Raw genomic sequence first — 21,198 nt, 5'->3', positions numbered from 1 at the left:
CAAATCTTGTAGTCGCTGTCGAGGCACGAGGCTGCGATGGGCTGCGAAGCGGCCCCGCTTTCTCAGGGCCCCTCTGCTCTTATCGCAGCCTGCGGCAGCGGCTACATCTGTGGCTGCTTACTTCCAGTTCTTCTCGCGCCACATCTGCTGCTGCTCTTTGTCATGGAACGTCCAGGCTACAAAGCGGCTTTGCTTGTTGCCTTGGGACATGTCCACCACCTGGCTTTCGCGGGCACCCGCTTTTTTCAGCGCAGTCTGGATGGCCGGCAAGTTCGAAGCCTTGGACACCAAAACGCTGAACCACAGTATTTGGCGGCCCACCTGAATGCTTTCGCGAATCAGCTGAGTGACAAAGCGCTGTTCGCCACCTTCGCACCACAATTCGGCCGCCTGGCCACCGAAGTTCAGAACCGGCAGCTTGCGCTTGGGATCTGCCTTGCCCAGTGCGCGCCATTTGCGCTCACTGCCGCGCGTCGCTTCATCCAGAGAGGCGTGGAACGGCGGGTTGCACATGGTCAGGTCAAAGCGCTCGCTGCTTTCCAGCAGGTCCAGCAGGATCTTCTGCGGGTTGGGTTGCAGGCGCAGGCTGATGGCTTTGTTCAGACCGTTGGACTGCACAATCGCCTTGGCGGCTTTTACTGCCGTCGGGTCGACTTCGGTGCCCAGGAACTGCCAGCGGTATTCGCTATGGCCGATCAGCGGGTAGACGCAGTTGGCGCCCATGCCGATGTCCAGTACGCGAACGTTCTGACCGCGCGGGATTTCACCGTCGTTGATGCTGGCCAGCAGGTCTGCCAGGAAGTGCACGTAGTCGGCGCGCCCCGGTACCGGCGGGCACAGGTAGTCAGCCGGGATATCCCAGTGGGCAATCCCGTAGAACGCCTTGAGCAGGGCGCGGTTGAATACGCGTACGGCGCTCGGGTTGGCGAAGTCGATGCTCTCTTTGCCGTACGGGTTGATGATCACAAACTCCGCCAGCTCAGGGCAGACCGAAATCAGCTGCGGGAAGTCATAGCGGCCCTGGTGACGGTTACGCGGGTGCAGGCTCGGCTTGACGCGCGGCTCGACCGGCTTGGCTTCACCTGCAGGCTTGGGCTTGTGGCGTGTGGCTTTGGAAGTACGTGGGGTAGTCATGTTCAATTCATTCCACAAAAGCAATCGCGGGCAAGCCCGCTCCTGCAGAGTTAAACCCTGCGGGAGCGGCCTTGCCCGCGATCAGGTGCGCAGCGTGATTACAGGCTGGAAATCCGCGCGTGCTGGTCTGCCAGTTTGCTCAAGGCCTGTTCGGCTTCGGCCAACTTGGCACGTTCTTTCTCGATGACTTCGGCCGGGGCCTTGTCAACGAATGCGGCGTTCGACAACTTGCCGCCAACGCGTGCTACTTCGCCGTGCAAGCGCTGGATTTCCTTGTCCAGGCGCGCCAACTCTGCATCTTTGTCGATCAGGCCGGCCATTGGCACCAGCACTTCCATCTCGCCTACCAGAGCGGTAGCAGACAGAGGCGCTTCGGCACCGTCTTGCAGCACGGTGATCGATTCGAGTTTAGCCAGCTTTTTGAGCAAGGCATCGTTCTCGGTCAGACGGCGCTGGTCTTCGCTGCTGACGTTTTTAAGGTACAGCTGCAATGGCTTACCCGGACCGATGTTCATTTCGCCACGGATGTTACGCGTGCCGAGCATCAGGCCCTTGAGCCATTCGATATCGTCTTCGGCCGCCTGGTCAATGCGTGCTTCGTTGGCCACTGGCCAAGGTTGCAGCATGATGGTCTTGCCTTCAACGCCGGCCAGCGGCGCGATGCGCTGCCAGATTTCTTCGGTGATGAACGGCATGAACGGGTGCGCCAGGCGCAAGGCCACTTCCAGTACTCGGACCAGCGTACGGCGGGTGCCGCGCTGACGTTCTACCGGAGCGTTCTCGTCCCACAGCACAGGCTTGGACAGTTCCAGGTACCAGTCGCAGTACTGGTTCCAGATGAACTCGTACAGCGCTTGTGCGGCCAGGTCGAAACGGAACTGGTCGAGGTGACGGGTCACTTCGGCTTCAGTACGTTGCAGCTGCGAGATGATCCAGCGATCGGCCAGTGACAGTTCGTAGGCTTCGCCGTTCTGGCCGCAGTCTTCGCCCTTGTCCAGCACGTAGCGTGCAGCGTTCCAGATCTTGTTGCAGAAGTTGCGATAGCCTTCAACGCGGCCCATGTCGAACTTGATGTCACGACCGGTGGACGCCAGCGAGCAGAAGGTGAAGCGCAGGGCGTCGGTGCCGTAGCTGGCAATGCCGTCTGCGAATTCGTCGCGGGTCTGCTTCTCGATCTTCTTCAGCAGTTTTGGCTGCATCAGGCCGGTGGTACGTTTGGCCACCAGTTCTTCGAGTTCGATGCCGTCGATGATATCCAGCGGGTCCAGGACGTTGCCCTTGGACTTGGACATCTTCTGGCCCTGACCGTCTCGTACCAGTCCGTGTACATACACGGTCTTGAACGGAACTTGCGGGGTGCCGTCTTCGTTTTTCACCAGGTGCATGGTGAGCATGATCATCCGGGCAACCCAGAAGAAAATGATGTCGAAGCCCGTCACCAGCACGTCAGTGGAGTGGAAGGTTTTCAGCGCGTCGGTTTTTTCCGGCCAGCCCAGGGTGGAGAACGTCCACAGACCCGAACTGAACCAGGTGTCGAGCACGTCGTTGTCCTGTTGCAGCGCAACGTCCGGCCCCAGGTTGTTCTTGGCGCGGACTTCAGCTTCGTCGCGGCCTACATAGACCTTGCCCGATTCGTCGTACCAGGCCGGGATGCGATGGCCCCACCACAGCTGACGGCTGATGCACCAGTCCTGGATGTCGCGCATCCACGAGAAGTACATGTTTTCGTACTGTTTAGGCACGAACGCGATGCGGCCGTCTTCAACGGCAGCAATGGCAGGTTCTGCCAGCGGCTTGGTCGATACGTACCACTGGTCAGTCAGCCACGGCTCGATGATGGTGCCGGAGCGGTCGCCCTTCGGTACTTTCAGGGCGTGATCGTCGACGCTGACCAGCAGGCCGGCTTCGTCAAAATCAGCAACGATTTGTTTACGCGCTTCAAAGCGATCCAGGCCGGCGTATTTGGCTGGCAGGGTGCCGTCGACGGTTTCGTTGAGCTTGCCGTCGAGGTTGAACACCTGAGCAGCAGCCAGCACTTTGGCGTTTTTGTCAAAGATGTTCAGCAGCGGCAGGTTGTGGCGCTTGCCGACTTCGTAGTCGTTGAAATCGTGGGCCGGGGTGATTTTCACGCAGCCGGTGCCGAATTCAGGATCGCAGTAGTCGTCAGCGATGATCGGGATGCGGCGGCCAACCAGTGGCAGCTCAACGAATTTGCCGATCAGGGCCTTGTAGCGTTCGTCTTCCGGGTTTACCGCAACGGCAGCGTCGCCGAGCATGGTTTCCGGACGAGTGGTGGCAACCACCAGGTAGTCCAGGCCTTCGGCGGTCTTGGCGCCGTCAGCCAGCGGGTAGCGCAGGTTCCACAGGAAACCTTTCTCGTCGTGGTTTTCCACTTCAAGGTCGGAAATGGCGGTGTGCAGCTTGGTGTCCCAGTTGACCAGACGCTTGCCACGATAGATCAGGCCGTCTTCGTGCAAACGCACGAAAGCTTCTTTCACGGCTTCTGACAGGCCGTCATCCATGGTGAAGCGTTCACGGCTCCAGTCTACGGACGAGCCGAGGCGACGGATCTGACGGCTGATATTGCCGCCGGACTGGTCTTTCCATTCCCAGATCTTGTCCAGGAATTTTTCGCGGCCCAGGTCGTGGCGGTTCAGACCTTGTGCTTCGATCTGACGCTCAACCAGCATCTGGGTGGCGATACCCGCGTGGTCGGTGCCCGGCTGCCACAGGGTGTTGCGACCCTGCATGCGGCGGAAACGGATCAGGGCGTCCATGATCGCGTTGTTGAAGCCGTGACCCATGTGAAGGCTGCCGGTGACGTTCGGCGGCGGGATCATGATGGTGTACGGGTCGCCCGCGCCTTGCGGGGCAAAATAATTCTCTTCTTCCCAGGTTTTGTACCAGGAAGTTTCAATGGCGTGCGGCTGGTAGGTCTTATCCATGCGCGGCGGGACCCTATTGGCATTAATTCAGGAAAGCCGACAAGTATAGCGGGGTGGGAGGCGCAGGGCGAGTTGTGCTGCTGAGTCCGAAATTTTGTAGCCGCTGCCGAGGCGCGAGGCTGCGATGGGCTGCGCAGCGGCCCCGGTCTTTTGAAGGTCCTGCGAACCTTTTCGCAGCCTGCGGCAGCGGCTACAGGAATTGGGGCTCCAATCAGTTCTGATGCTGAGCGAGCAGGCGCTCCATGTGCGCTTCGAGGCGGCGCTTGATTTCTGTTTCGATGTGGGGGGCGAAGTCGTTGATCACGTCTTGCATGATCGCTTGCGCCGCGGTGCGCAGTTCTTTGTCCAGATGCACGAGCAATGCGTCCGGGGCTTTTTCTGCGACGGGGGCCGGGGTAATGCCGACCAGCGGTATCTGACTCGGGACGTGCTCGGCTTCATCGTCGATCACTTCAGACAGCAGCGGAATCTGCTCGCCCTCCTGGCTGACCATCTCTGTCAGCAGCGGCGGTTGCAGGCCTTCATCGCCGAGCAGCTTGCGAATGGACTCAAGGTCATCGAGCAGGTGTGCAGCTTTTTGCGGCGAATTGGAGGTGTCCATTGTGTGCTCAGAGTCGTTGTAGCTTGTGGTCTTGCAGAGGATAGCCCTGTTCACGGTAGAAGCGGAAACTCTCCCGTGCGGCCAGTCGTACGGCGGGGTCTTCGACCACTACTTCGGCCACGCGTGCGAAGCGTTTGAAAAATTCGGGGACTTTGAGGTCCAGGTTGATCAGCAAGTCCTGATGGCTGGGCGGTGCGTCTGCCAGCCCCATCACGATCACGCCGTCGGGTTCGTCTTCGGTGTTGCTGTGGGGCACGAAACTCTCGCCCTTGAAGCGCCACAGGCGTTCATCCAGCTCCTGGCGTTGTACGCCATCCGCGCAGTGCAGATACACGCGATGGCCAAGGCGCCAGGCCTTTTCGGTGAGTTTGCAGGCGAAATCCAGGCGCGCTGCCGGGTCTGCGCTGGGCAGGATGTAAAAGTCGACTTTGGTCAGCTCTTTATTTGGTTCTGGGGTCATTGCGGTTCCTGAATCGGGGCTGCACCGCCGTCAAGCGGCGCAGCCGTCGATTGTCAGCTTCAAGCGTTGGCGCGATCCAGCAGGTACTGGGTCAGCAGGGGTACAGGGCGGCCACTGGCGCCTTTGTCCTTGCCGCCGCTGACCCATGCCGTGCCGGCGATGTCCAGGTGAGCCCAGTGATAGGCCTTGGCGAAGCGCGACAGGAAGCAGCCTGCGGTGATGGCGCCGGCTTTAGGGCCGCCGATGTTGGCCATGTCGGCAAACGGGCTGTCCAGTTGCTCCTGGTATTCGTCGAACAACGGCAGTTGCCAGGCACGGTCGTCGGCTTGTTTGCCGGCCTCCAGCAGTTGGCCGATCAGCTCGTCGTTGTTGCCCATAAGGCCCGAGGTGTGAGCACCCAGTGCAACCATGCAGGCGCCGGTCAGGGTGGCGATGTCGATGACGGCCTGGGGTTTAAAGCGTTCGGCGTAGGTCAGGGCATCGCACAGCACCAGGCGGCCTTCGGCGTCGGTATTGAGGATTTCAACGGTCTGGCCGCTCATGGTAGTCACGATGTCGCCCGGACGTGCAGCGCCGCCGCTCGGCATGTTTTCGGCGCAGGCCAGAATGCACACCAGGTTGATCGGCAGCTTGAGTTCAAGCACGGCACGCAGGGTGCCGAACACACTGGCGGCGCCGCCCATGTCGTACTTCATTTCATCCATGCCGGCGCCCGGCTTGAGGCTGATGCCGCCGGTGTCGAAGGTAATGCCTTTGCCGACCAGGACGAACGGCTTCTCGGATTTTTTGCCGCCCGAGTAGTTCATCACGATCAGGCGCGGAGGCTGATCGCTGCCCTGGCCCACGGCGTAGAACGCGCCCATGCCCAGTTCTTTGATTTTCTTCTCGTCGAGGATTTCGACTTTCAGGCCTTTGAACTCTTTACCCAGCTCCTTGGCCTGTTCTGCCAGGAATGTCGGGTGGCAGATGTTGGGCGGCAGGTTGCCCAGGTCACGGGTGAACGACATGCCGGCAGCAATGGCCTGGGCATGGGTCACGGCGCGCTGGACTTCAGCCTGTGCGGCTTTGATGGTCAGGAGGGTGATTTTTTTCAGGGCCCGGGGTTCGGCCTTCTGGCTTTTGAAACGGTCGAAGGTGTATTCACCGTCGACCAGGGTTTCTGCCAGCAGGCGGGTCTTGCTGTAGCTGTCGCGACCCTTGACCACCAGTTCGTCGAGGGCAAACACGGCATCGCTGCCGCCCAGGCCTTTAAGGATGCCAAGTGCACCGCTGATGATTTTACGGAACGGGCGGTCGCCCAGTTCTTCATCCTTGCCAGTGCCCAGCAGCAGCACGCGTTCGGCTTTGAGGTTTGGCAGGCTGTGCAGCAGCAGGCTTTGACCGGTCTTGCCGGCGAGGTCGCCGCGCTTGAGGACTGCGCTGATGGCGCCGCCGGTGAGTTCATCGATGACTTTGGCAGTAGGGCCCAGCTTGCGACCTTCGCCGACGGCGACCACGAGAGTGGCCGTTTTCAACGTTTCTGGACTAACGCTTTTTACAACCAGTTCCATGTCGGGGTCCCTGAATCAAATGGTCAACATGCGCACAAACACTGCGGTTTGCTTGCTTATAGAGGAGGCGCTTCACCTGTGATCAAGGCGGGCGTCAAGGCGGGCAGTTTGAACCCCGTCGGTCGGGCCTGACAACCCTCGTATAGGGCCAACTTGCCACTTTCAAGACTGCGCAGTGACAGGGGCGGCCATTCACAGGATAATGCGCCATCTTTTTAAACGGCTAGGCTCATCATCATGAGCTTGTGTCGACTCGTTATGCCGCTTGTTTGGCCGCCTTAGCCTGACGACCCTGGAGTGTCTGGTTTGATCGTCTTCCGTTATCTATTCCGCGAAGTCCTGCTTACATTGAGCGCTGTCAGCGCTGTGCTGCTGGTCATCATCATGAGCGGCCGCTTCATCAAATATCTGGCTCAGGCCGCCTCGGGCGCCCTGGATCCGGGCTCTTTGTTCCTGATCATGGGTTTCCGTCTGCCCGGCTTCATGCAGCTGATTCTGCCGCTGGGCCTGTTTTTGGGCATTCTGCTGTCCTATGGCCGCATGTACCTTGAAAGCGAAATGACCGTGCTGTCGGCTACCGGCATGAGCCAGCAGCGTTTGCTGGCCATGACCATGGCACCTGCCGCACTGGTTGCGTTGATCGTGGCCTGGCTCAGCCTGAGCCTTGCGCCCCAGGGGGCGAACGAATTTCAGTTGTTGCTCAACAAGCAGGATGCCCTGACCGAATTCGACACCCTGGAGGCAGGTCGCTTCCAGTCGTTGAGTGACGGTTCACGGGTGACCTATACCGAAGAGCTGACCAATGACCGGGCCCACTTGTCCGGCGTCTTCATTACGCAAAAAAACCTCGGGCAGGACGCCAAGGATCGCAGCATCTCGGTGCTGGTAGCCGAGAAGGGGCGCCAGGAAGTCCGTGCCGATGGCAGTCGCTGGCTGATTCTGGACAATGGCTATCGCTATGACGGCAACCCGGGGCTGGCAGATTATCGCGCCATCAAGTACGACACTTATGGCGTGCTGCTGCCCAAGCCGGATGTCAGCAATGACGTAACGGACCGCGATGCGATGCCCACGAAGAGCCTGATAGGTAACCCGGAGCCGCGTGCGGTTGCTGAGTTGCAGTGGCGTATTGCCTTTCCGTTTCTGGTGTTTATCGTGACCTTGATTGCAGTACCGCTGTCACGGGTTAACCCGCGTCAGGGGCGTTTCCTCAAGCTGTTGCCGGCCATTCTTCTTTATATGAGCTATCTGAGCATGCTGACCTGGGGTCGGGGTCTTCTTGAAGGCGGCAAGATTCCATTGGTGCTGGGCTTGTGGTGGGTGCATGCCCTGTTCCTGGTCATTGGTCTGGGGCTGATGTATTGGGAGCCGCTGCGCTTGAAACTGGCGAGTCGCCGTAGTGCCGAGGAGATGACCCGTGGTTAAGCTCGACCGCTACATTGGTAGCAGTGTGTTGTATGCAATCATGGCTGTACTGGGGATTATCCTGGGTCTGGCGTTGTTGTTCGCGTTGATCGACGAGATGCGCAGTATCAGCAGCAGCTACACCATCATGGATGTCTTCAGCTTCGTATTGCTGACCGCTCCACGCCGTCTGTACGAAATGTTGCCCATGGCAGCATTGATCGGCTGTCTGATCGGCTTGGGTGGCCTTGCCAGCAACAGCGAACTGACCATCATGCGTGCGGCGGGTGTGTCCCTCGGGCGCATCGTCTGGGCCGTGATGAAACCCATGCTGGTGCTGATGCTGGCCGGTGTGCTGATAGGCGAGTACGTGGTGCCGCCTACCGAGAATATGGCTCAGGCCAACCGTGCACTGGCACAGGGTGGTGGTGACGCGCAAAGCTCCAAGCATGGCCTGTGGCACCGCCAGGGTGATGAGTTCATCCATATCAACGCGGTTCAGCCAGACGGTCTGCTTTATGGCGTGACCCGGTACCGCTTTGATAACGAACGCCATATGTTGTCGTCCAGCTTCGCCAGGAAGGCCAAGTTCGAACAGGGCCAATGGCTGCTGAGCGATGTGAGCACGACCGTATTCCACGACCGCAGCACTGAAGTCATCAAGGTGCCTGAAGAGCGCTGGAACGTGGCGTTGAGCCCGCAGCTGCTCAATACCGTGGTCATGGCGCCTGAATCGCTGTCGATCGCGGGTTTGTGGAGCTATATCCACTATCTGAAAGACCAGGGCCTGAACAACGGTCGTTACTGGCTGGCTTTCTGGGTCAAGGTACTGCAACCGCTGGTGATGGCAGCGCTGGTGTTGATGGCCATATCTTTCATCTTCGGCCCGTTACGCTCTGTTACGCTTGGTCAGCGGGTGTTTACCGGGGTGTTGGTGGGCTTCACCTTCAAGATCGCCCAGGACCTGCTGGGGCCGATGAGCCTGGTGTTCGGTTTCTCGCCGCTGTTTGCGGTGTTACTGCCGGCTACCATCTGTGCGTTGGCCGGTATCTGGCTGTTGCGTCGAGCGGGCTGACACGCCTTTGTTGAGTTCGCCAGGAGCCCCTATCTCGCGACAGGGGCTTTTTTGTGGGGGTCCATTGGCCTGTGAACGTGACGCTTGGCGAGAGGATCAGGTACAATTCCCGGCTATTTTTCGGCGGGCAGTCTGCCTGCGACTTTTTTGAGTGTTGACCCGTGAGTGATTTGAGTCATATCCGCAATTTCTCCATCATCGCCCACATTGACCATGGCAAGTCGACGCTGGCCGATCGTTTTATCCAGATGTGCGGTGGCCTGAGCGCCCGCGAAATGGAAGCCCAGGTACTGGACTCCATGGACCTCGAGCGTGAGCGCGGGATCACCATCAAGGCCCACAGCGTTACCTTGTATTACACGGCCAAAGACGGCATTACCTATCAGCTGAACTTCATTGATACCCCGGGCCACGTTGACTTCACCTACGAAGTCAGCCGTTCCCTGGCGGCCTGTGAAGGTGCCTTGCTGGTAGTGGATGCGGGGCAGGGCGTAGAAGCCCAATCCGTTGCCAACTGCTACACCGCGATCGAGCAGGGCCTTGAGGTCATGCCGGTACTGAACAAGATCGACCTGCCACAGGCCGATCCTGATCGCGTGAAGGAAGAGATCGAAAAAATCATTGGTATCGATGCCACTGATGCCGTGACCTGCAGCGCCAAGACCGGCCTGGGTGTCGACGAGGTGCTTGAGCGCCTGGTGCACACCATTCCTGCGCCAACCGGTAATTACGAAGATCCGCTGCAAGCGTTGATCATCGACTCCTGGTTCGACAACTACCTGGGCGTTGTGTCCCTGGTTCGCGTGCGCCACGGCCGCGTGAAAAAGGGCGACAAGATTCTGGTCAAGTCCACCGGCAAGATGCATCTGGTAGACAGCGTGGGTGTATTCAACCCCAAGCACACGGCTACCGTTGACCTGAAAGCCGGTGAAGTAGGCTTCATCATCGCCGGCATCAAGGACATTCACGGTGCGCCAGTGGGCGATACCCTGACCCTGAGCACTACTCCGGACGTTGACGTACTGCCAGGTTTCAAGCGCATTCAGCCACAGGTGTATGCGGGCTTGTTCCCGGTCAGCTCCGACGACTTCGAAGACTTCCGTGAAGCCCTGCAAAAGCTCACGCTGAACGACTCGTCGCTGCAATACACCCCGGAAAGCTCCGATGCACTGGGCTTCGGCTTCCGTTGCGGCTTCCTGGGCATGTTGCACATGGAGATCATCCAGGAGCGCCTGGAGCGCGAGTACGACCTGGACCTGATCACCACGGCTCCAACCGTAATTTTCGAGCTGCTGCTCAAGACTGGCGAAACGATTTACGTCGATAACCCGTCCAAGCTGCCGGACGTGTCTTCCATCGAAGACATCCGCGAGCCAATCGTGCGCGCCAATATCCTTGTGCCTCAAGAGCACCTGGGTAACGTCATTACCCTGTGCATTGAAAAGCGTGGCGTTCAACACGACATGCTGTTCTTGGGTACTCAGGTACAAGTGACCTACGATTTGCCGATGAACGAAGTGGTTCTGGACTTCTTTGACCGTCTCAAATCCACCAGTCGCGGCTATGCTTCGCTTGATTACCATTTCAACCGTTATCAGTCGGCCAATCTGGTCAAGCTCGATGTACTGATCAACGGCGAAAAAGTTGATGCCCTGGCACTGATTGTTCACCGCGACAACGCTCACTACAAAGGGCGTGCGTTGACCGAGAAGATGAAAGAGCTGATTCCGCGTCAGATGTTCGATGTGGCAATTCAGGCTGCCATTGGTGGCCAAATCATTGCGCGCTCGTCTGTTAAAGCGCTCCGAAAAAACGTACTGGCCAAATGCTACGGTGGTGACGTTAGCCGTAAGCGCAAGCTGTTGGAAAAGCAGAAAGCCGGTAAAAAACGCATGAAGCAAGTGGGTAACGTGGAAATTCCACAAGAAGCCTTCCTTGCAGTGCTCAGGTTGGATAGCTAGGTCCTATGTCACTAAATTTCCCGCTGTTGCTGGTCATTGCTGTTGCCGTGTGCGGTTTGCTGGCGCTGCTCGATTTGGTCTTCCTGGCTCCTCGCCGGCGCAAGGCCATTGCCAACTATCAAGCCAGTGTCACGCCGGTTGATATGCAGGTCGTCGAAAAGCTCAACAAAGAACCGTTGCTGGTTGAATACGGCAAGTCGTTCTTCCCGGTGTTGTTCATCGTGCTGGTGCTGCGTTCGTTTCTGGTTGAGCCGTTCCAGATCCCGTCCGGCTCGATGAAGCCGACCCTGGATGTGGGCGACTTCATTTTGGTGAATAAATTTTCGTACGGGATCCGCTTGCCGGTCCTCGACACGAAAATCATCGAAGTGGGTGATCCGAAGCGGGGCGATGTGATGGTGTTTCGCTACCCAAGCGACCCGACGGTTAACTACATCAAGCGTGTAGTCGGCCTGCCGGGCGACAAGATTCGCTACACCAGCGACAAGAAGCTGTACGTCAACGACCAACTCGTTGCCGAGCAGCTGGTGGGTGCAGAACCCGGCACTTTGGGCAGCGCAGAGCTGTACAAAGAAAAACTGGGCGAAGTCGAGCACATGATCCGCAAGGAAATGAGCCGCTATCGCGCGCCACCTGACAAGGAGTGGACGGTTCCGGCCGGGCATTACTTCATGATGGGCGACAACCGCGACAATTCGAACGACAGCCGTTACTGGGATGATCCGAACATTCCCAAATACGAGCTGGGCATGGTTCCCGACAAGAATATTGTCGGCAAGGCCTTCGCTGTTTGGATGAGCTGGCCGGAACCCAAGGCGAGCAACCTGCCTAACTTCTCGCGGGTTGGTCTGATCAAGTAGCCAAGACGGCGCTGTTAATAACAGCGCCGAATGCTTTTCAGGCGTACGAACAAATCGTACGTCTTGCGGTTCGCAAGGCCGTCTGCCGCTTCAGGCATGTCGGTCAACAGTATTCAGGATGTGGATTTGAACAAAGCGTTAAGTGTGACGGCGGCGAACAGTCTGTTCCCTGTCCATTTGCTATGCGATAAACGAGCATCACTGATCCCTAATATCGGTCCGGTGGTGACATTCGGCCACGAACTCAGCGTGGGTAAATCGTGAGTTTTTCTTTAGAACGTTTAGAGCGTCAGCTCGGCTATACCTTCAAAGACCAGGAGCTGATGATTCTGGCCCTGACACACCGCAGTTTCGCGGGGCGCAATAACGAGCGTCTTGAGTTTCTGGGTGATGCCATTCTCAATTTTGTTGCCGGCGAAGCGCTGTTTGACCGCTTCCCGTTGGCCCGTGAAGGCCAGTTGTCGCGCCTGCGCGCACGCCTGGTTAAAGGCGAAACCCTGGCCGTACTGGCCCGTGGTTTTGAGTTGGGCGAGTACCTGCGCCTGGGCTCTGGCGAGCTCAAGAGCGGTGGTTTTCGCCGTGAATCGATCCTGGCAGATGCCCTTGAAGCGCTGATTGGCGCCATTTACCTGGATGCGGGCATGGATGCCGCCCGCGACCGCGTATTGGCCTGGCTGGCCAGCGAGTTCGAGACCCTGACCCTGGTCGACACCAATAAAGATCCAAAGACCCGCCTGCAAGAGTTCTTGCAGTCGCGTGCCTGTGACCTGCCGCGTTACGAAGTGGTGGATATTCAGGGCGAACCGCATTGCCGCACGTTCTTCGTTGAGTGCGAAACTGCCCTATTGAATGAAAAAAGCCGGGGTCAGGGTGTGAGCCGTCGTATTGCCGAACAGGTAGCGGCCGCCGCAGCACTGATAGCCCTTGGCGTGGAGAATGGCCATGACTGATTCAACTGCAACTCGCTGTGGCTACGTTGCCATTGTTGGTCGACCAAACGTGGGTAAATCCACACTGCTGAACCACATCCTGGGCCAAAAGCTGGCGATCACCTCGCGCAAGCCCCAGACCACCCGCCACAACATGCTGGGCATCAAGACCGAAGGCAACGTGCAAGCGGTCTACGTTGATACCCCGGGCATGCACAAAGGCGGCGAAAAAGCCCTGAACCGTTACATGAACAAAACCGCTTCGGCGGCGTTGAAAGACGTCGACGTGGTGATTTTCGTCGTAGACCGCACCAAGTGGACCGACGAAGACCAGATGGTGCTTGAGCGCGTGCAGTACGTGACCGGCCCGTTGATCGTCGCGCTGAACAAGACTGACCGTATCGAAGATAAAGCCGGAATGATGACGCACCTGAGCTGGCTTCAGGAGCAACTGCCGAACGCCCAGATCATCCCGATCTCCGCTCAGCATGGTCACAACCTCGACGCGCTTGAACGTGTGATCGCCGATCACCTCCCGGAGAACGACCACTTCTTCCCGGAAGATCAGATCACCGACCGCAGCAGCCGCTTCCTGGCCGCTGAACTGGTACGTGAAAAGATCATGCGCCAGATGGGTGCAGAGCTGCCGTACCAGATCACGGTCGAGATCGAAGAGTTCAAGCAGCAGGGCAAAACCCTGCATATCCATGCTTTGATTCTGGTTGAGCGTGATGGTCAGAAGAAAATCATCATTGGCGACAAGGGCGAGCGTATCAAACGCATCGGTACCGAAGCGCGCAAGGATATGGAGCTGCTGTTCGACTCCAAGGTCATGCTTAACCTGTGGGTTAAAGTGAAAGGCGGCTGGTCCGATGACGAGCGCGCTCTGCGTTCCCTGGGCTACGGCGACCTGTAAACACAGCACTATCCCTGTGGGAGCGAGCCTGCTCGCGAAGGTCATTATCAATAGCGCATGATTACTGGATAATCGCTGCGCTTTTGAGGTCTTCGCGAGCAGGCTCGCTCCCACGGTGATTTCAGGCGTATACGAACACTCCATGTCCAGCAAAGCCCCCACAGCCCAACTCGCTTACGTGCTGCACAGCCGCCCTTACCGCGAAACCAGTGCTTTGGTGGATTTCATCACGCCACAAGGTCGGCTGCGGGCGGTGCTGCGCAGTGCGCGGGGCAAGGCGGGTACGCTGGCCCGGCCCTTTGTTCCGCTCGAAATCGAGTTTCGCGGGCGCGGTGAGTTGAAAAACGTCGGGCGCATGGAAAGCGCCGGGATTTCAACCTGGCTCAGTGGCGAAGCGCTGTTCAGCGGTCTCTATCTCAACGAGTTGCTGATTCGTCTGTTACCGGCTGAAGACCCTCATCCTGCTGTCTTTGATCACTACGCAGCGACCTTGTTGGCGCTGGCCGAAGGCCGGCCGCTGGAGCCTTTGCTGCGGGCGTTCGAATGGCGTTTGCTGGACGATCTGGGCTACGGTTTTTCGCTGACCGTCGATATTCACGACGAGCCGGTAGAGGCCGATGGCATGTACCGCCTGCAAGTTGATGCAGGGTTGGAGCGGGTTTGGCTGCAACAGCCGGGGCTGTTTCAGGGCGCGCAGCTGCATGCGATGGCCGAGGCGGACTGGGCTGCTCCTGGCGCCTTGTCCGGCGCCAAGCGCCTGATGCGTCAGGCATTGGCCGTTCATTTGGCCGGCAAGCCGCTGGCCAGTCGCGAGTTGTTTCGCAAGCCCTGAATAGACCGGTATGCTGTGCGCCGAATCTTCAACTCTTCAGGAGAGCCCCCGTGACCTCAAGCAATCGCATTCTTCTCGGCGTGAATATCGACCACGTAGCCACGCTGCGTCAGGCTCGCGGCACGCGTTACCCTGATCCGGTCAAGGCTGCGCTGGACGCCGAAGAGGCGGGCGCCGACGGCATCACCGTGCACCTGCGCGAGGACCGTCGACATATTCAAGAGCGCGATGTGTTGTTGCTCAAGGATGTGCTGCAAACGCGCATGAACTTCGAAATGGGCGTCACTGAAGAGATGATGGTCTTTGCCGAGCGCATTCGCCCGGCTCATATCTGTCTGGTGCCTGAAACCCGCCAGGAACTGACCACCGAAGGCGGTCTGGATGTTGCCGGGCAAGAGGCGCGCATCAAGGCAGCTGTAGAGCGTCTGGCCAAGATCGGTTGCGAAGTCTCGCTGTTTATCGATGCCGATGAGCGTCAGATTGCGGCGTCAAAACGCGTCGGTGCTCCAGCGATTGAGCTTCATACCGGGCGTTATGCCGATGTACTGACACCGACCGATGTGGCGCAAGAGCTGAAGCGCGTGGCCGATGGCGTGGCATTTGGTTTGGCACAGGGGTTGATCGTTAACGCCGGTCATGGCCTGCACTACCACAACGTCGAGGCCGTGGCGGCGATCAAGGGCATCAATGAGCTGAACATCGGTCATGCGCTGGTGGCCCATGCGTTGTTCGTGGGCTTCAAGTCGGCTGTGGCCGAGATGAAAGCACTGATTGTGGCAGCAGCGAAGGTTTAAAAACGGCTACAGAGATCATTCGTGGGAGCGAGCCTGCTCGCGAAGATCATTCGCGAGCAGGCTCGCTCCCACAGAAGCTCTACAGACTGCGCTCTACAGCTGCGGCTCTTCCTTGGGCTTGGTCTTGTCGATGCCGGGGATGTGCAGCTTGCTGTCAGCGGCCTGGTCGCCTTCAAGTTGCGGCTGTGTGGCCCATGTCAGGATGTCGTAGTAACGACGGATGTTGGCCACGAAGTGCACTGGCTCGCCGCCCCGGGCGTAACCATAGCGGGTTTTGCTGTACCACTGCTTCTGCGCAAGGCGAGGCAGCATTTTCTTTACGTCCAGCCACTTGTTCGGGTTCAGGCCTTCTTTCTTGGCCAGCTTGCGTGCGTCTTCCAGATGACCGCCGCCGACGTTGTAAGCCGCCAGTGCAAACCAGGTACGGTCAGGCTCTTGGATGTCATCGTCGAGTTCGCTCTTGATCAGTGCGAGGTACTTGGCGCCGCCCATGATGCTCTGCTTGGCGTCCAGCCGATTGGAAACGCCCATCGCTTGCGCGGTGTTCTGGGTCAGCATCATCAGGCCGCGCACGCCTGTTTTGGAGGTCACGGTGGGTTGCCACAAGGATTCCTGATAGCCCATGGCTGCCAGCAGGCGCCAGTCGATCTGTTCCTTCTTGGCGGCTTCCTTGAAGAACTTCTCGTACTTGGGCAGGCGCTGTTGCAGGTGCTGGGCGAAGGTGTAGGCGCCGACGTAACCCAGCACGTCCACATGCCCGTAGTAGCGATCCTTGAGGCGCTGCAGGGTGCCGTTTTTTTCGACCTTGTCCAGGTACGCATTGATCTCGTTGAGCAGGCTGTTGTCTTCGCCGGCCATCACCGCCCAGCGCTGGCTGCGGGCGTCGCCCAGATCAAAGGCCACGCGCACGTTGGGGAAGTACACCTGGTTCATCGCCACTTCATTGGAGTCGACCAGTGTCAGGTCGATCTGGCCTTCGTCGACCATGCGCAACAAGTCGACGACTTCGACGGCGTCGGATTCGTCGTACTCGATCCCGGGGTACTGCTTTTTGAGTTCGGCCAGTTGCTCGGCGTGGGAGCTGCCCTTGAGCACGGTGATGCGCTTGCCCACCAGATCGGCAGCAGACGTAGGGCGTGATTGGCCGTTACGGTAGATGATCTGTGGCGTAACTTCGAGGTACGGATGGGAGAACTTGGCTTGTTGCAGGCGATTCTCGCTGCTGACCAGGCCGGCAGCAGCTAAAACCGGGCCGTCAGGTTGGCTCAGCTGGTTGAACATGTCGTCCAGGTTGTCAGCTGTTTCGATTTTAAGCTCGACCCCCAGATCATCGGCAAAGCGCTTCACCAGCTCGTATTCGAAGCCGGTCTCGCCATTGCGATCCTCGAAATAGGTCGCGGGGCTGTTACGGGTAATCACCCGCAGTACCCCATCCTCCTTTACGCGCTCAAGGGTGCTTGGTTTTTCAACGCAGGCACCGAGCATCAGGAAGAGTCCGGTTGCGAAGAGCCATCTGGCGCAGCGCTGGCGGAATACAGTTAGAGAAAACATCCGCGCAGTATACGCAAAGCAGCACAGGTGCCATATCTCGACAATTTTCGGTCATTCTGATAATGGCCGCCAAAATCGCTGAAACCCTTATGAAATGGGGGGTAGGGCGCTCTGTAAAGATCAGAAATGAGCATCTACAAGGCGGCTGATAGCTATAAAGAATAAGGCTTTGGTCGATTAGTGACGTTTGGTGTGTGTCAGGTGTGCCGTTTCGGGTGCCGTAGCGAACGGTTTAGGCTAGAATGCCGGGCCTCAAAGCATACCCCTCCCGAGGCTGTCCCGAAGATGTTGATCCTGCGCGGCGCTCCTGCCCTTTCTGCCTTTCGCCACAGCAAACTCCTAGCACAACTGAGCCTCAAGGTTCCGTCTGTCAGTGGTTTGTATGCTGAATTCGCCCACTTTGCCGAGACTACCGGTGAGCTGACCAGCGATGAACAGCAGGTACTGGCCCGTCTCCTGAAGTACGGCCCTAGCGTGCCGGTCCAAGAGCCGAGTGGCCGACTGTTCCTGGTGTTGCCGCGGTTTGGCACCATTTCCCCTTGGTCGAGCAAGGCAAGTGACATTGCCCGTAACTGTGGCCTGGCCAAAATCCAGCGTCTGGAACGCGGTATTGCGTTCTACGTGGCTGGCCAGTTCAGCGACGCTGATGCCGAGCTGATCAGTGCTGCATTGCACGACCGCATGACGCAAATCGTGCTGGGCAACCTCGAGCAGGCTGCCGGCCTGTTCAGCCACGCCCAACCCAAGCCGTTGACGGCGATTGACGTGCTGGGTGGCGGTCGCGCCGCGCTGGAAAAAGCCAACGTCGAGTTGGGTCTGGCGCTGGCCGAAGACGAAATCGACTATCTGGTCACTGCTTTCAACGGTCTGGGCCGCAACCCGCACGACATCGAACTGATGATGTTTGCCCAGGCCAACTCCGAGCATTGCCGCCACAAGATCTTCAACGCCAGTTGGGATATTGACGGCCAGAGCCAGGAAAAAAGCCTGTTTGGCATGATCAAGAACACCTACGTGATGCACAGCGAAGGCGTTCTGTCTGCTTATAAGGACAACGCTTCCGTGATCGTCGGCAGCGTGGCAGGGCGTTTCTTCCCGGACCCTGAAACCCGCCAGTACGGCGCGGTGCAGGAGCCTGTGCACATCCTGATGAAGGTTGAGACGCACAACCACCCGACCGCCATCGCCCCGTTCCCGGGTGCTGCGACCGGTTCCGGTGGCGAGATCCGCGACGAAGGCGCTACCGGCCGTGGCGCCAAGCCAAAGGCCGGCCTGACCGGTTTCACCGTGTCCAACCTGAACATCCCGGGCTTTGAACAGCCGTGGGAAGTGCCGTACGGCAAGCCTGAGCGCATCGTTACCGCGCTGGACATCATGATCGAAGGCCCGCTGGGCGGCGCTGCGTTCAACAACGAATTCGGCCGTCCGGCCCTGACCGGTTACTTCCGTACCTTCGAGCAGTCGATCACCACCCCGCGTGGCGAAGAAGTCCGTGGTTACCACAAGCCAATCATGTTGGCCGGCGGCATGGGCAACATCCGCGCCGAACACGTACAGAAAGCCGAAATCACCGTTGGCTCCAAGCTGATCGTGCTGGGTGGCCCGGCGATGCTGATCGGTCTGGGCGGCGGCGCAGCTTCCTCCATGGCCACAGGCGCCAGTTCGGCTGACCTGGACTTCGCCTCGGTACAGCGCGAAAACCCGGAAATGGAACGCCGTTGCCAGGAAGTGATCGACCGTTGCTGGCAGCTGGGTGACAAGAACCCGATCAGCTTCATTCACGACGTGGGTGCCGGTGGTCTGTCCAACGCATTCCCTGAACTGGTGAACGATGGCGACCGCGGTGGCCGTTTCGAACTGCGCAACATTCCAAACGACGAGCCGGGCATGGCCCCGCACGAAATCTGGAGCAACGAGTCCCAGGAACGTTACGTTCTGGCCGTGGGCGTCGAAGACTTCGACCGCTTCCAGGCGATCTGCGAACGCGAGCGTTGCCCGTTTGCCGTAGTCGGTGAAGCCACTGCCGAGCCGCAACTGACCGTGACGGACAGCCACTTCGGCAACAACCCGGTGGACATGCCACTGGAAGTATTGCTGGGCAAGGCGCCGCGCATGCACCGTTCGGCAGTGCGTGAAGCCGAGATGGGCGACGACTTCGACCCGTCTGCGCTGAGCATCGGCGAGTGCGTTGAGCGTGTTCTGCATCACCCGGCCGTGGCCAGCAAAAGCTTCCTGATCACCATCGGCGACCGCACCATCACCGGTCTGGTTGCCCGTGATCAGATGGTCGGTCCGTGGCAGGTGCCTGTGGCTGACGTTGCCGTCACCGCCACCAGCTTCGACGTTTACACCGGTGAAGCCATGGCCATGGGCGAGCGTACTCCGCTGGCACTGCTGGATGCTCCGGCATCGGGCCGCATGGCCATCGGCGAAACACTGACCAACATCGCGGCTTCGCGTATTGGCAAGATCAGCGACATCAAGCTGTCGGCCAACTGGATGTCGGCGGCCGGTCACCCGGGCGAAGACGCCCGTCTGTACGACACCGTAAAAGCTGTCGGCATGGAACTGTGCCCTGAGCTGGGCATCACCATTCCAGTGGGCAAAGACTCGATGTCGATGCAAACCCGCTGGAACGAAGACGGCACAGACAAGACGGTTACCTCGCCGCTGTCGCTGGTGGTTACCGGTTTTGCTCCGGTGCTGGATGTTCGCCAGACCCTGACCCCCGTACTGCGTATGGACAAGGGCCTGACCGACCTGGTTCTGATCGATCTGGGCCGCGGCCAAAACCGTATGGGCGCCTCGATCCTGGCCCAGACTTACGGCAAGCTGGGCAATCAGGCCCCTGACGTTGATGACGCGGAAGACCTCAAGGCCTTCTTCGCCGTGATCCAGGGCCTGAATGCCGATGGTCACCTGCTGGCTTACCACGACCGTTCCGACGGTGGTTTGCTGACCAGCGTGATGGAAATGGCGTTTGCCGGTCACTGCGGCGTCAACCTGGTGCTCGACGGCCTGGCTGAAACGGCTGCTGACATCCCTGCCATCCTGTTCAACGAAGAACTGGGTGCGGTGATTCAGGTTCGTCAGGACTCCATGGCTGACATCCTTGCGCAGTTCAGCGCTGCCGGCCTGGGCGATTGCGTGTCGGTTATTGGCCAGCCGCGCAACTGTGACGATGTAAGCATCGAGTTCAATGGCCAGACCGTATTTGAAGGTCAGCGCCGTTTGCTGCAGCGTCAGTGGGCTGAGACCAGCTACCAGATCCAGCGCATGCGTGATAACGCCGAGTGTGCCGATCAAGAGTTCGACGTACTGCTGGAAGAAGATAATCCAGGGCTGAGCGTCAAGCTGAGCTTTGATGTCAACGAGAACATCAGCGCGCCGTACATCAAGAAAGGCATTCGCCCTCAAGTGGCCGTACTGCGTGAGCAGGGCGTCAACGGTCAGGTTGAAATGGCCGCGGCGTTTGACCGTGCCGGCTTCAACGCAATCGACGTACACATGAGCGATATTCTGGCCGGCCGAGTCGACCTGAACGAGTTCAAGGGCATGGTTGCCTGCGGCGGCTTCTCGTACGGCGACGTACTGGGTGCCGGTGAAGGCTGGGCCAAGTCGGCGCTGTTCAACGCCCGTGCACGTGACGCGTTCCAGGGCTTCTTCGAACGTACCGACAGCTTCACCCTGGGTGTGTGCAACGGTTGCCAGATGATGTCCAACCTGAGCGAACTGGTTCCGGGCAGCGAGTTCTGGCCGCACTTTGTGCGTAACCGTTCCGAGCAATTCGAAGCCCGCGTGGCGATGGTACAAGTGCAGGAGTCGAACTCGATCTTCCTGCAGGGCATGGCCGGTTCGCGCATGCCAATCGCGATCGCTCACGGCGAAGGTCACGCTGAATTTGCGAGCCCTGAAGCCCTGCTTGAGGCGGATCTGTCGGGTTGCGTGGCGATGCGTTTCGTCGACAACCACGGCAAGGTTACCGAAAGCTACCCGGCTAACCCGAACGGTTCGCCGCGCGGGATTACCGGCCTGACCAGCCGTGATGGCCGTGTGACGATCATGATGCCGCACCCTGAGCGTGTGTTCCGCGCCGTGCAGAACTCGTGGCGTCCAGAAGAGTGGAACGAAGACGCGCCGTGGTTGCGTATGTTCCGTAACGCTCGCGTGTGGGTCGATTAAAAGC

Annotated in this window: 15 protein-coding genes; 9 read left to right on the top strand and 6 right to left on the bottom strand. The window is 58.9% G+C overall.

The genetic code is table 11. The features are described from left to right. Positions 1 to 117: 117 nt before the first annotated feature. From rlmF to BLW11_RS22805, 5 genes are all read right to left on the bottom strand, one after another. Entirely contained in the window at positions 118 to 1,134 is a 1,017-nt protein-coding gene (rlmF, locus tag BLW11_RS22825) for a 23S rRNA (adenine(1618)-N(6))-methyltransferase RlmF (protein ID WP_048359991.1), read from the bottom strand. Between the two features lie 98 nt (positions 1,135 to 1,232). Continuing rightward, complete coding sequence (locus BLW11_RS22820) at positions 1,233 to 4,079, bottom strand: valine--tRNA ligase (protein ID WP_048359990.1); 2,847 nt, start codon at positions 4,077 to 4,079, stop codon at positions 1,233 to 1,235. Positions 4,080 to 4,290: 211 nt separating this feature from the next. Continuing rightward, positions 4,291 to 4,680, bottom strand: a complete 390-nt coding sequence (locus tag BLW11_RS22815) for a hypothetical protein (protein ID WP_048359989.1) — start codon at positions 4,678 to 4,680, stop codon at positions 4,291 to 4,293. Positions 4,681 to 4,687: 7 nt separating this feature from the next. Continuing rightward, positions 4,688 to 5,116, bottom strand: coding sequence for a DNA polymerase III subunit chi (locus tag BLW11_RS22810; RefSeq protein WP_048360191.1), 429 nt, complete (start codon positions 5,114 to 5,116; stop codon positions 4,688 to 4,690). 83 nt (positions 5,117 to 5,199) lie between these two features. After that, positions 5,200 to 6,690 (bottom strand): leucyl aminopeptidase, encoded by a 1,491-nt coding sequence (locus tag BLW11_RS22805; RefSeq protein ID WP_048359988.1) that lies wholly within the window; start codon positions 6,688 to 6,690, stop codon positions 5,200 to 5,202. 306 nt (positions 6,691 to 6,996) lie between these two features. Here BLW11_RS22805 and lptF point away from each other — a divergent pair, with 306 nt between their 5' ends. From lptF to pdxJ, 8 genes are all read left to right on the top strand, one after another. After that, complete coding sequence (gene lptF / locus BLW11_RS22800; RefSeq protein WP_048359987.1) at positions 6,997 to 8,115, top strand: LPS export ABC transporter permease LptF; 1,119 nt, start codon at positions 6,997 to 6,999, stop codon at positions 8,113 to 8,115. Next, positions 8,108 to 9,169 carry an LPS export ABC transporter permease LptG gene (gene lptG, locus BLW11_RS22795; RefSeq protein ID WP_048359986.1) on the top strand — a complete coding sequence of 354 codons (1,062 nt, stop codon included), beginning with the start codon at positions 8,108 to 8,110 and terminating at the stop codon, positions 9,167 to 9,169. Before lptF ends, lptG begins: the two co-directional genes overlap by 8 nt. Before the next feature lie 161 nt (positions 9,170 to 9,330). Then, entirely contained in the window at positions 9,331 to 11,130 is a 1,800-nt protein-coding gene (gene lepA / locus BLW11_RS22790) for a translation elongation factor 4 (RefSeq protein WP_048359985.1), read from the top strand. Between the two features lie 5 nt (positions 11,131 to 11,135). Continuing rightward, a complete protein-coding gene (gene lepB / locus BLW11_RS22785; RefSeq protein ID WP_048359984.1) occupies positions 11,136 to 11,990 on the top strand; it encodes a signal peptidase I in 855 nt (284 codons plus the stop codon). Between the two features lie 260 nt (positions 11,991 to 12,250). After that, on the top strand, positions 12,251 to 12,940 hold the full coding sequence (gene rnc / locus BLW11_RS22780) for a ribonuclease III (protein ID WP_048359983.1): 690 nt from the start codon (positions 12,251 to 12,253) through the stop codon (positions 12,938 to 12,940). After that, entirely contained in the window at positions 12,933 to 13,835 is a 903-nt protein-coding gene (gene era / locus BLW11_RS22775) for a GTPase Era (RefSeq protein WP_048359982.1), read from the top strand. The genes rnc and era overlap by 8 nt, the downstream gene beginning before the upstream one ends. 142 nt (positions 13,836 to 13,977) lie before the next feature. Continuing rightward, positions 13,978 to 14,667, top strand: coding sequence for a DNA repair protein RecO (gene recO, locus BLW11_RS22770; RefSeq protein WP_048359981.1), 690 nt, complete (start codon positions 13,978 to 13,980; stop codon positions 14,665 to 14,667). 50 nt (positions 14,668 to 14,717) lie between these two features. After that, complete coding sequence (gene pdxJ, locus BLW11_RS22765; protein WP_048359980.1) at positions 14,718 to 15,461, top strand: pyridoxine 5'-phosphate synthase; 744 nt, start codon at positions 14,718 to 14,720, stop codon at positions 15,459 to 15,461. 93 nt (positions 15,462 to 15,554) lie between these two features. Here the strand turns inward: pdxJ and mltF are convergent, their stop codons facing one another. Beyond that, positions 15,555 to 17,012, bottom strand: a complete 1,458-nt coding sequence (gene mltF, locus BLW11_RS22760; RefSeq protein WP_048359979.1) for a membrane-bound lytic murein transglycosylase MltF — start codon at positions 17,010 to 17,012, stop codon at positions 15,555 to 15,557. A gap of 285 nt (positions 17,013 to 17,297) precedes the next feature. Between mltF and purL the strand changes: the two genes are divergently transcribed. Continuing rightward, positions 17,298 to 21,194: a phosphoribosylformylglycinamidine synthase gene (gene purL / locus BLW11_RS22755; protein ID WP_048359978.1), complete on the top strand. Its 3,897-nt coding sequence runs from the start codon at positions 17,298 to 17,300 to the stop codon at positions 21,192 to 21,194. Positions 21,195 to 21,198: the final 4 nt, after the last annotated feature.

This window comes from Pseudomonas deceptionensis (assembly GCF_900106095.1).
GTDB classification, from domain to species: domain Bacteria; phylum Pseudomonadota; class Gammaproteobacteria; order Pseudomonadales; family Pseudomonadaceae; genus Aquipseudomonas; species Aquipseudomonas deceptionensis.
This window is presented reverse-complemented; position numbering and strand designations above follow the sequence as displayed.

Coding starts and splice junctions, on each gene's coding strand:
- rlmF (WP_048359991.1), bottom strand. CDS start 1,134: ATGACTACCCCACGTACTTCCAAAGCCACACGCCACAAGCCCAAGCCT.
- BLW11_RS22820 (WP_048359990.1), bottom strand. CDS start 4,079: ATGGATAAGACCTACCAGCCGCACGCCATTGAAACTTCCTGGTACAAA.
- BLW11_RS22815 (WP_048359989.1), bottom strand. CDS start 4,680: ATGGACACCTCCAATTCGCCGCAAAAAGCTGCACACCTGCTCGATGAC.
- BLW11_RS22805 (WP_048359988.1), bottom strand. CDS start 6,690: ATGGAACTGGTTGTAAAAAGCGTTAGTCCAGAAACGTTGAAAACGGCC.
- lepB (WP_048359984.1), top strand. CDS start 11,136: ATGTCACTAAATTTCCCGCTGTTGCTGGTCATTGCTGTTGCCGTGTGC.
- era (WP_048359982.1), top strand. CDS start 12,933: ATGACTGATTCAACTGCAACTCGCTGTGGCTACGTTGCCATTGTTGGT.
- recO (WP_048359981.1), top strand. CDS start 13,978: ATGTCCAGCAAAGCCCCCACAGCCCAACTCGCTTACGTGCTGCACAGC.
- mltF (WP_048359979.1), bottom strand. CDS start 17,012: ATGTTTTCTCTAACTGTATTCCGCCAGCGCTGCGCCAGATGGCTCTTC.
- purL (WP_048359978.1), top strand. CDS start 17,298: ATGTTGATCCTGCGCGGCGCTCCTGCCCTTTCTGCCTTTCGCCACAGC.